Annotated in this window: 6 protein-coding genes and 1 pseudogene; 4 read left to right on the top strand and 3 right to left on the bottom strand. The window is 63.4% G+C overall.

Annotated elements, in window-relative coordinates:
- Window positions 1–255: 255 nt before the first annotated feature.
- Window positions 256–402 (bottom strand): annotated as a pseudogene (locus DP106_RS16090) (universal stress protein); the annotation flags it as partial.
- A 366-nt stretch (window positions 403–768) separates the two neighbouring features.
- Window positions 769–2,742: an alpha-amylase MalA gene (gene malA, locus DP106_RS10865; RefSeq protein WP_240625401.1), complete on the bottom strand. Its 1,974-nt coding sequence runs from the start codon at window positions 2,740–2,742 to the stop codon at window positions 769–771.
- A gap of 240 nt (window positions 2,743–2,982) precedes the next feature.
- Here malA and DP106_RS10860 point away from each other — a divergent pair, with 240 nt between their 5' ends.
- From DP106_RS10860 to DP106_RS10850, 3 genes are all read left to right on the top strand, one after another.
- Window positions 2,983–7,524, top strand: coding sequence for a glycoside hydrolase family 15 protein (locus DP106_RS10860; protein ID WP_120085264.1), 4,542 nt, complete (start codon window positions 2,983–2,985; stop codon window positions 7,522–7,524).
- 36 nt (window positions 7,525–7,560) lie between these two features.
- Entirely contained in the window at window positions 7,561–8,109 is a 549-nt protein-coding gene (locus DP106_RS10855; RefSeq protein WP_120085263.1) for an SRPBCC family protein, read from the top strand.
- A 75-nt stretch (window positions 8,110–8,184) separates the two neighbouring features.
- On the top strand, window positions 8,185–8,589 hold the full coding sequence (locus tag DP106_RS10850; RefSeq protein WP_120085262.1) for a VOC family protein: 405 nt from the start codon (window positions 8,185–8,187) through the stop codon (window positions 8,587–8,589).
- 24 nt (window positions 8,590–8,613) lie between these two features.
- Here the strand turns inward: DP106_RS10850 and DP106_RS10845 are convergent, their stop codons facing one another.
- A complete protein-coding gene (locus DP106_RS10845) occupies window positions 8,614–10,269 on the bottom strand; it encodes a sensor histidine kinase (protein WP_120085261.1) in 1,656 nt (551 codons plus the stop codon).
- Between the two features lie 111 nt (window positions 10,270–10,380).
- Here DP106_RS10845 and DP106_RS10840 point away from each other — a divergent pair, with 111 nt between their 5' ends.
- Window positions 10,381–10,707, top strand: a complete 327-nt coding sequence (locus tag DP106_RS10840; RefSeq protein WP_120085259.1) for a 2Fe-2S iron-sulfur cluster-binding protein — start codon at window positions 10,381–10,383, stop codon at window positions 10,705–10,707.
- The last annotated feature ends 36 nt before the right edge of the window (window positions 10,708–10,743 follow it).

The following is a 10,743-nucleotide window of genomic DNA, read 5'->3' as shown; positions in this document are numbered from 1 at the left end:
ACTGGGTGCCGTCCGGCGGTTCCGGACGGCGGTGGTCGGGCGTGTTTCCACACACAACCAGTGCATTCTATCGAAGATGGGGTTACTACAAAAGGCCTCTGATACAGTCCGAGATTCAAAAACAAAGCAGGAATTTCAACCATTCGTCACGTTAGCAGCGACAACAAGCCATGAGAATTGGACACATAGGTGATTGTGTGTCGACCGCTCACATGGCATCGTCGTCGACACCGCTGAGGGACGCAACATGACCGATTAGTCCTCATCGACCGGCGTTTTCACCACGGCCATCGGCCCGTCAGCCACCGTCACAACACGTTCGGTGACCCTCCCGAGCAGGCTCCGATACTCCCCGGAGCGATGTTTCGAGCCCACGATTGTCAGGTCGATCTTGGCATCATCAAGGTAAGCGAGAGTCTCTTAGTGTGGACACCGTGTCGGATGGCTGACTCGACCTCAACGCCGGATCAGCGGTCTACTCGACGATTATTGTGATAGCATCCACACCAGCCTGTTCAGGCGCGCCCTCAAGGCCCCCAAACTCGTGGGCGTACTCGTCGCCCGGGTGCGAGCTTAAGCGTTGGAGTCGACAGCAGAGAGCACGTGCAACGCGGCGTCATGCCGCATAGCGGCGTCGATCGCGTGGGTGGTCGCTTGGTTGACGCCGGGGTTCATAGCTGTTGACAGGAGAAATCGGCCGTAGATATATGGCCCTGTGACGGCCAATCTCAAAACTGTCGGTAAAGAAGCCGAAACGCGATATCGCGCTTAGTCGGCGGCCTCGAAGACGGCCACGCTGTCGACGGTCAGCCCATCTTCTGCGGCGCGGGATTCGCCGGAGACAAGATCAGTCGCATCGACGGTTTCGTCGACGCCAACGACCGTCTCACCCTCACCGAAGTTGAGTACGACAATGTACCGATCGTCGTCGCTTTCGCGACCGAAGGCAACGACCTCCCTCTCGTTGTCGGCGTCGTAGTCGATCCGCTGGAGTTCGCCGTTCGAGCTCAGTGCGGGGTACTCCTGTTTGAGATCGATCAACTGGTCGTAGTGGTCGCGGATCTCATCGCGGGCGTGATCCCACGCGAGATGATCGCGCCGGCCACGCTGGCCGAGCTCTTGGCCGCCGTACAGCATCGGCACGCCGGGCAGCGTGAACACCGCACCCGCGGCGGCCTTCGTCGCGGCGTCACCACAGTCGACGATATAGCGTGTCTCGTCGTGGTTTTCCATGTAGAGCATGAACGCAGCGTGGTCGGGGAACGCTGATCGCTGGCGGCCCTCAACAGCGTCAAGGATCGCCTCAGCGGGCTCGTTGCCGTCGCCGACCTGCCGGAGCGTGAAGTACGTCGTCGTATCGAAGTGGATGTCGAACATCCCCTCATGGAAGTCGGCGATATACGGGATCGTCTCATCGAGCAGCAGGAACTCGGGGTCGACGGCCTTCAGCCGCTCGCGCATCTCCTTCCAGAAGGATTCGGGGACGGCCCACGCCATATCACACCGGAAGCCGTCAGCGACCTCCGCCCACGTGTCGAGCGCGTCCAGCAGGTGTCGGCGAACGTTGAGATTCGTGAAATCAAAGTTGGCGATGAACTCCCAGCCGAAGTAGGTGCCTGGCTCACCGTTGTCCTGCCATTCATACCAGTCGTAGTACTCCGAGTCCGGATTCTGATAGGCGTCCTCGAAGTACGGATGGTCACGCGCGGAGTGATTCAACACGAGGTCGAACAACACCGACATCCCACGTTCATGGGCGGCATCGACGAAGGATTCGTAGTCGGCACGGTCGCCGAGGTCGTCGGCGATCGAAAAGAAGTCCGTGATGTTGTAGCCGTGTGGCGCGCCGTCATGTTGGAGGACAGGCGTCATCCACAGGCAGTCGACGCCGAGATCTTCCAAATAGTCGAGCCGTTTTTCGAGGGCCTCGAACGTCGTCTCGGCCTCGTCGTCGTCGGCCGCGTAGCCGCGGACGTAGATCTCATAGAGGGTGATCTCTTTGCCCCACTGCGGCGGATCGTACAACCGGTGAACAGCGAAGTCGCCCTCGCCGCCGAGGCGGTCGATGCTGACGGCGTCGGCCACGCTGTAACTGTCACCGATGGCGACGGCGTGAACGCGGAGTTCATCCTCAATCACGTCAAGCGGCGCACGGAGTTCGTGACCGTCGATGGTGACCGCGGACTCCTCGACACCGTCGCGGTCGTCGAGCAGGAACTCAACGTCGAGCTCCTCGGCGTCACGCGACGAATCAGGGTGGGGTTTCGGCGTCGCCGTAATAACGGCTTCGTCGTCGACGATGTCGCCGTCAAGACGGATTCGCGGGCGACCCTCGCCCTCGCCTTGTGACTCACCGAGTGCGCCCGAGCCGGAGCCCGAGACAGAGCCGCTGCCGCTGCGCTGTTGTGGTCGCGCGGAACCGCTTTGACCACTGTAGCCGCTTTGACCGCTGTAGCCGCTAACACCGGTCGCGCCGGCACCCTCACCCATCGGCTGGTGTGAACTGGGGAAAACGCGGATGGTCTGGTCGAAGCTAGCTTCTGGGGTCGTCAGCGTCGCCACGTATTGCCCTGGCGCATCGGGGGCGAACTGCTCGACAGGGTCGTCGCCGAGCGTGGTATCGCTGTCGATCGGTGCGTCGGTGATCGTCCAACTGTAGTCGGCATCCGGGTCGGGGTCACGAGGGGCTAACTGAACAGCATCCCCAACGGCGATGAACTGCGGCTGCCCTGGATGGTTCATACCCACATCTACACAGAGGGTTACTTTGCTCTTGTGTATCTCCGAGAAACAGTGTACAAACATAATAAATCAAGCGGCACGCACTCATACCCAACAAGGACTGTTTGAATCCGCTGGTAGCAACGCGTATCGTGTCGGAGAGATCCACGTTATTTTATCACAGTTATGCAGTAGTATGGCCGAATCTGAGCGAATCAAAAGCCGCCAATACTTAGTTATGGACAGCGAATCCCTATCTACATGCGACTCCGCACCGCGCTCAACGAGTTCAAACGCACCCACGATGGGCGATTTCCGGCCGAGTGCCGAACCACCGAGGGGGCGTTTTCTGCGCACGGGGATCGGCTTGTCTACGTCGATCCGGATGGCGGGCTCCGAGACTACTCCGCGCCGCTGTCAGGCCTCTCTGGGATTGACCGGGCACGACTCGGCATCGAAACCGAAACCGACACCCAGTGGTTCGATGAGTTTTCGACGGTTCGCCAGCACTACTACCGAGAGACGAACGTTGTCGAAACCGAGTACGCCGCCGACGGGTTCACCGTCCACCAGTACGATCTCACACTTGGACGGGCCCACGTCACCCACATCGAGCTTCGAGGGGCGATCCCACCGAACGCCGAGCTGACGGCGTTTCTCACCTTCGCCCCCGGAGGCCAGGAATCCCAGGTCGGTCGGCTGATCCACGGCAAGGCCGGCCCTAACGATACCGATGTTGTCGAGGTGTTCCATCGAAGCGAACACGATTACGTCACCGCCTCAACCGGTATCGTCGACGTGCGAGGCCAGATCCCCGAACGCTTCGAGGAGATTCTCTCCGAGGAGGCCTACGAGTTCCCACGTGAGGCCGTCATCAACCGCTTTGAGGACACCCACCTCAGCGGCGATGTCGTCGTCAACGCCCCGCTGGAACAGAGCGGCCGGGCGGCAAAGACGACGATCGTCACCCAGCTGTCGGATCACGAGCGGGTTGACCGGGAGGCCGCCCTCGCGGATCTCCGACAGTGTGCGGCCGCCCACCGTAGTGCCGACGATATCCGCAACGCCGGCCGTCAGCGCGCGGAGGTCTCGGTGCCGGAGTCGGCTCCCAACGGCAATGTCGTCCGTGAGGATCTGCGAGCCATTTCGTTGTTGAAAGCCCCGACCGGCGCTCACGTCGCGGCTCCGGAGTTCGACCCCTTCTATGCGCACTCCGGCGGCTACGGCTACACCTGGTTCCGCGATGAGGCGGAGGTTGGCCGCCATCTCCTGACAGCGGACTCGCTGTTGGATCTCGACCTCGAAGAGTCGTTGGCAGCGACCGCTGAGTTCTTCTGTGAGACACAGGAAGACGACGGCTCGTGGTCACACCGCGTGTGGGCGATGGATGGCTCTCTCGCCCCAGGGTGGGCCCACGGCCGAATTGAGGGTGGCAACGACGACTACCAGGCCGACCAGACAGCGAGTGCGGTCAGCTTCCTCGCAAAGCTGTTGGCCGACCGGGGCGAGGCCCTCTCAGAGCCACTGCAGGAGCAGATCCACACAACAATCAGCGATGCGGTCGATGTTCTCGATGAGACGCTGGCCGACGATGGGCTACCGATCGCCTGCCAGAACCTCTGGGAGAACATGACCGGACAGTTCAGCCACACCGCAGCAACGTATCTTGCGGCCTACGTGGCGGTTGCCGACGCCCCGGTCGGGGCCGACCTACGGTCACACGCACGGGCGCAGGCAACAACAGTGTTTGATAACCTTGATCGGTTCTGGAGTGAGACCCGTGGGGCATACGGCATCCGGCTCAACAACAGCGGCAAACTCGACGACCGGCTCGATTCGGCGAGCTTCATGATCGTTGAGGCGGTCGCTGCCTACGACGAGCTTGTCGACACGGAGCTGTCTGCGGAGACGCTTGATCGACTCACCGACCATGTCCAACATGTCTTCGACGCGCTGTACCGCGATCCTGAGGACAGCACTGTCGCCGGGCTCGCACGGTTCGAGGGCGACACCTGGCGATCGGAGGGCCAACAGGGCGAGAAGGTCTGGACGCCCTCAACGGCGTGGGGAGCGGTCACCGCAACCGAACTCGGCGTGCTGCTGTCAACGTATGACCGCGAGAACGACGCCGAGGAGTGTTTCGATCAGGCCGGCACGCTGTACGAGCATCTCCTTCCAAACGGGCCGTTGACAACGCGAGCCGGCTATCTCGCCGAACAGGCCTTCGACGACGGCACCGTCGACAGCGCGGCCCCGCTGGGGTGGTCACACGCCCTGCGCCTGCGAGCGACGGCGACGCTGCGAGAACAGAACGCGCTGCCGATCATCTCACCCGCACCATCCGGGCCGGAGAGCCGACCCCGGTGGACGACCGGTGAGAAATACGGTGTGGCGACGGTCGCCGACCACGGCGACGACGACGCCTCGAAGGTGTGGTTTACCCTCACCGAGGGCGCGCTCACCGAGGCGCGGTTCCCCCGAGTCGACATGATGAACCTCCGGACGGTCGATTTTGTCGTGGCTGACGCCGGTGACACCGCCGACTACACCGCCCGAACCCACAACGAGACCCGCACCGACGACGACACCGAAACGATCAATCGGCGGGTCGAGCCGGCTGACGATGACGCACTGCTTTTCCGGCATATCATCACTGAACAGGGCGACGGCCGCGGCCACGAGTGGACGCTGACCGTCGAGTACGCGATCGATCCCGACCACGACGCCATCGTCGCCGACATCGAGTTCGAAAGCGACGACGACAACGAGTATGCTATCTACTCAGTCGCCGACATCTCGCTGACCAACACCGGCACCCGCGACCGCGGTTACCGGCTCGGTGAGCGCGGCAACTACCATCTAGCCGCCCGCGACGCCGAGGCCTACGATACCGGCGCGGAAGCCCTCCTGACCGACGAGGACGGCGATATCTACAGCGTCGCTGTGGCGATGACGACGCCGAACCAGTTCGAGTGGGCGACCGTCGGGGCTGCGGGCTCCGAACACCTCACAGAGCTATTCAGCGAGGGAGATCAGCCGCTCCCGAACGACCGTCTTGACGACGACAACATCGTGCTTGCGGGCCTGCTCGGAACCGGAGCAACCGTCGCCGAGACGCTGGCGATCGGGTTCGGCGAGAACGCCGACACCGCCGCTGCCCTCGGTGAGGCCGAAGGCGCGTTGGCGACCGGTTACGACGACGTGCGGGCACACTACCGCGAGACGTGGGGAGACTTTCTGGCCGACAAGGAGATCCCCGAGTTCGTCGTCGACGACGAGACACTCTACAAACAGTATAAAAGCTGTCTAATGGCTCTGCGGGCCGTTGAGGACAAAACCTATCTTGGGGCGGGGATCGCCAGCCCCTCGGTGCCATGGGGTGAGGCGGTCACCGCCGACGAGCCGAAAGGGTACGGCTACAACTTCGTGTGGTCGCGGGATCTGTATCAGGTCTTTACCGTCTTCGAGGCGATCGGCGACCACAAAACCGCAACCGACGCCCTCCAGTATATCTTCGAATACCAGCAAGACGAGGAAGGCTTCATCCCCCAGAACACCTACGTCAACGGCCTGACGCGCTGGGGTGGCGAGCAGATCGACAACATCTCCTTCCCGCTGATCATGGCCTATCAGCTGGCCGAGGTGGGGATCGCCTTCGAGGACGTGAGCTACGACTACAGCAACGTCAAGCGGTCGGCCGATTACGTCGCCCGAAACGGGCCGGCGACCGCTCAAGAGCGCTGGGAGGAAGAAGCCGGCTACTCACCCTCCTCAATCGCCGCCGAGGTCGCCGGCCTCGTCTGTGCGGCCGATATCGCCGTCGACGCCGGCGAGACCGGCGATGCGATCGTCTGGCTCGCGCTGGCCGACGAGTGGGCCGACCGCGTCGAGGAGTGGTGTGCAACCGAAACCGGCACGCAACTTCACACAAACACGCCGTACTACGTCCGTGTGACCCGCGACGGCAACCCCGAAGCCGGCCACCTGCGGACGTTGGCCAACGCCGGCCCAACACTCGATGAGCGGGAGATCATCGACGGCGGCTTCCTCGAGCTCACGCGACTCGGGATCAAATCGCCTGACGACGAGATTATCACCAACTCGCTGGTTGAGGTCGACGAGACGATTCGGCTGGACACCCCCCAGGGGCCGGCGTTCTACCGCTACAACGGCGACGGCTACGGTGAGCGCGCGATGGGCGAGAAGGGCGCGCCGTGGTCGGTTCAAACCAAAGGCAAAGGCCGGCTGTGGCCGATCTTCACCGGCGAGCGCGGCGAGTACGAGCTGTTGGCCGGCACCGAAGATGGCGAGCTTGCCCCGCGGAATCTCCTGGCGACGATGGCTCGGTTCGCCAACAGCGGCCGGATGATCGCCGAGCAGGTCTGGGATCGCCACATCGACAACGAGTACAACTGGGAGATCGGCGACGGCACCGGGTCGGCGACACCGCTGGCGTGGAGTATGGCACAGTTCATCCGTCTGGCCCACGGCATCGCCGAGGGCGAACCAGTCGAAACGCCGACAGCCGTCGCTGACCGGTATCGCAGCGGCCCGCGGCCGGCTGGGCCGACGCTGTCAGTCGAGCACAGCGTGTCGGAGGACACAGTAACGATCGCCGGTGAAACCGATGGCGCGGTTGTTGCGGCCGGTGCCAGCGGCGAATCGACGACAGTCACCGTCGACAACGGGACGTTTGAGTTGACGCTGCCGGCCGGCCACGGGAAGACCACAGTTACGGTCGCCGCTGCGACCGACACTGACCTGACGGCGGCGGGCACGACGGTCGAACGCATCACCATCTGACCGGGTGTTTTTGCGACCCCCGTGCCTACAGGTGGTATGGCAACCTACAGCCGCCGGACACGGATTGCGGCCCCACTGGAGGCCGTCTGGGCGTTTCACGGGCAGATCGACGGGCTTGAGGCGCTGACGCCGGGGTGGATGGGGCTCCGCGTTGAGGGCGTCGTCGGCCCCGACGGCGATGCTGCGCCCGCGGAGCTGTTCGAGGGCAGCGAGATCTCGATGGCCAGTCGGCCGTTCGGTGTCGCCCCCGAAAGCCGGTGGCGCTCCCGGATCGTCGCCCGCGAGCGCGACGACGGCTATCGGCTGTTCCGCGACGACATGGTTGGTGGCCCGTTTTCGGTGTGGGTACACACCCACGAGTTCTACGGCGACGGCGATGAGACGGTCATGATCGACACCGTTGAGTACGAATTCCCAGCCGGGGCAGTTGGCCCACTTGTCGATCGGCTTGCTGTCGTCGGCTTCGAACCGATGTTTCGGTACCGGCATCGTCAGACAAAGGCCCTGCTGGAGGGTGATTCCTCTCCGGACTGGATGCCGGCTGTCGACCGTGACACACCAGAAGCTGCCGAGGACAACACCTGATCGACCCACAGCAGTACGTTCTCACCGTCAACGAACCACCAGTATCGCTTAGTCGCTCGCGGTCGTTTGCCCGCTATGACGATCGACGTTGTCGATATCGACCACAGTGCGATCCGCGTCAGCGACCTTGAGAAATCGCTTCGTTTCTACCGTGATCTGCTTGGGTTGGACACGCGAGATGAGGATCGCTTCAACGCCGGCGAGGTGCCGTTTGTCGCGGTCGTTGCCGGCGGCCGCCATATCCATCTCGTCCCAACCGACGAGCCGATCGACGTTGGTGGTGAGCACCTCTGTCTGTTGGTGCGATCGGACGCGGTTGACACACGGGCGGAGAGTGACGCCCTGATCGACGAGATCGAGGAGGCCGGCTACGCCGTCGAGGCGGGCGAGCCATACGAGCGGTACGGCGCGTACGGCAACGACTGGGCGATCTATGTCCGTGATCCCGACGGCCGACGGGTCGAACTCAAACTCCACTGAACTGCCGAAACAGCCACACAGAAATCAGGGGTCAAAATCGATCCGGAACGCCGCGCCGCCGGCCTCGCTGTCGCCGAGAGAGATCTCCCAGCCGTGGCCCTCGACGATCGTTTCAACGATTGAGAGCCCAAGCCCGGTGCCGCCGCCACCGGTGTAGCCGTGATCGAAGACGGCGTCCTGCTCATCGTCGGGAATCCCCTCGCCGTCGTCGCCGACGACAACGCCGTTGTCGGTCGCCCGGACAGTCACCGTCACGTCTGCGCCAGCGTGGTCGATCGCGTTGCGGAACAGGTTCTCGAAGACCTCACGGAGCCGTGTTGGGTCGGCCTCAACCATCGCCATCGGTGTTAACGCCTCAGTTTCCAGCGTCGCCTCAGGGGTGTCGACGCCGTCCCACGCGTTGGCGACGATCGTGTCGATCGCGACCGGTTCGGTGTCGCCGACGGCCCGGCCCTCGCGGGCGAGTGTCAACAGCTCGTTGAGCATCGTCTCCATGCGCTCGGCGGCGTCGACCGCAGGGGCAAGCCGATCAACGTTGCCGGTTTCGGTTGCCAACTCAAGATAGCCGGTGACGACGCTGAGGGGGTTTTGGAGGTCGTGGCTGATAACCGAGGTGAACTGTTCGAGCCGTTCGTTCTGCCGTTCGAGCTCAGCGCGCCGGCGGCGGCGGCGTTCGGTGTAGCCGATGAACTCACCGACGGAGGTCAGCTGTTGGCGCACCGACTCGGGCCACCGCCGCGGGGTGGCTGTCGTCACGACGAGCGTGCCGGCTAACTCCCAGTTGATGACGATCGGCACCGCAAGCAGCGTCCCCGTCTCGGCGTCAAACGGTGAGTCATCGGTCGTCGCATCATAACAGACGGCTTCGAACTGCTCTAACCGCTCGGCGAAGCCGGGGAACTCAGCGGCTGGGATCTCCTCGTCGTCCAGCGGCTCGATAGCAAGGTCGGCGGCGGCAGCATCGGTATCCCGCCAACCGAAGTCCTCGGTGAGAAGCCCGGTTTCATCATCGTAGTGATACAGCAGGCACTGTACCGCCTCAAGCTCGGTCGCCAGCGACTGCAGTGCCCACTCGATTTTGACGTCAACCTCGTCGATGGCCGCGCTCATCAGCGATCGGGAGACATCGAGGGTTGTATCCTGAATATCGAGTCGCTGGGCGGCCACAAGCGATTCGACGCGGGTTCGCAGGCCGACGACCCCGTCGAGCGGCTCAACGGTCGACTGTGCCGCCGAGGGCTCTGTAACGGTCATAGCCTCAGCGTTGAAGGATCCGGTGCCGGTGTCGACGGCTGACTCGCCGGCCGGGTCGGTCGGTGACCCCAACCCTGCGGTAGTTGGCGTTGCCGCGCCGCTGTCGCTCGCTGTGTAGACAACGTCGTCGACACCGAGCCGGAACGCCTGCCGCACCATATCCGCATCAGGCTCCTCGGCAAACAGGACAAACGGCACCTCGGATGAGGCCGTCAGCGACTCATACAGCGACTGCCAGGTCGCCTCCGGCAGCGTTGCCGAGGCGACAAAACAGTCGACAGCGACATCAGCGGCGGCTGTTGCCGCCGCGCCGCTCTCGACGGCTGTCACCGCCCACGCTGGTTCAAACGCCCCCCGAACCGCCTCACGGCGGTTTGCATCGGCGTCGATATACAACAGCTGAAACGACGCCTCCGCACTGCTCATGGCTATCGTTTGGCCGTGGGGGGTATCAATTTTCCTGTCTCGTCGTGTCACACTTGCCGCTGTCGCGGCTGCGACAACGGATTCAGGTCGCTGCAGCGACAGGGTTCCCCCATGGATGAGTCCTGCCGTGTTGTTGTTGCAAGCGAGGGAACTGAAACCGAGCTATCGGTTCCAGCTGGGACGGTGCTCCGAGATGCGTTGCTGGCGGCCGATTGCTCGCCGTACGGGCGACTCTCCGAGCGGGCAAACTGCGGCGGTCGCGGGCTGTGTGCGACCTGTGGGGTGCGACTCGCTGCCGACGTGGCAGCCGACCACTGGCACGACCGGCTGGCCGATCGGTTTGGCTACCCGCGGCTGTCGTGTCAGGTGACCGTTGACCGCGATATGCGGGTCGAACTGCTCGATGACAAGCTGGTTTGGGGCGGCCGCGACTCATAGGGGACAGGCGGGCGACCACTCATTGCGATCGCGCCC

Origin of the sequence: Halonotius pteroides, assembly GCF_003605635.1 — an archaeon.
Lineage (GTDB): Archaea > Halobacteriota > Halobacteria > Halobacteriales > Haloferacaceae > Halonotius > Halonotius pteroides.
Note: the sequence above shows the minus strand (reverse complement) of the source record. Positions and strands in the feature narration are given on the sequence as shown.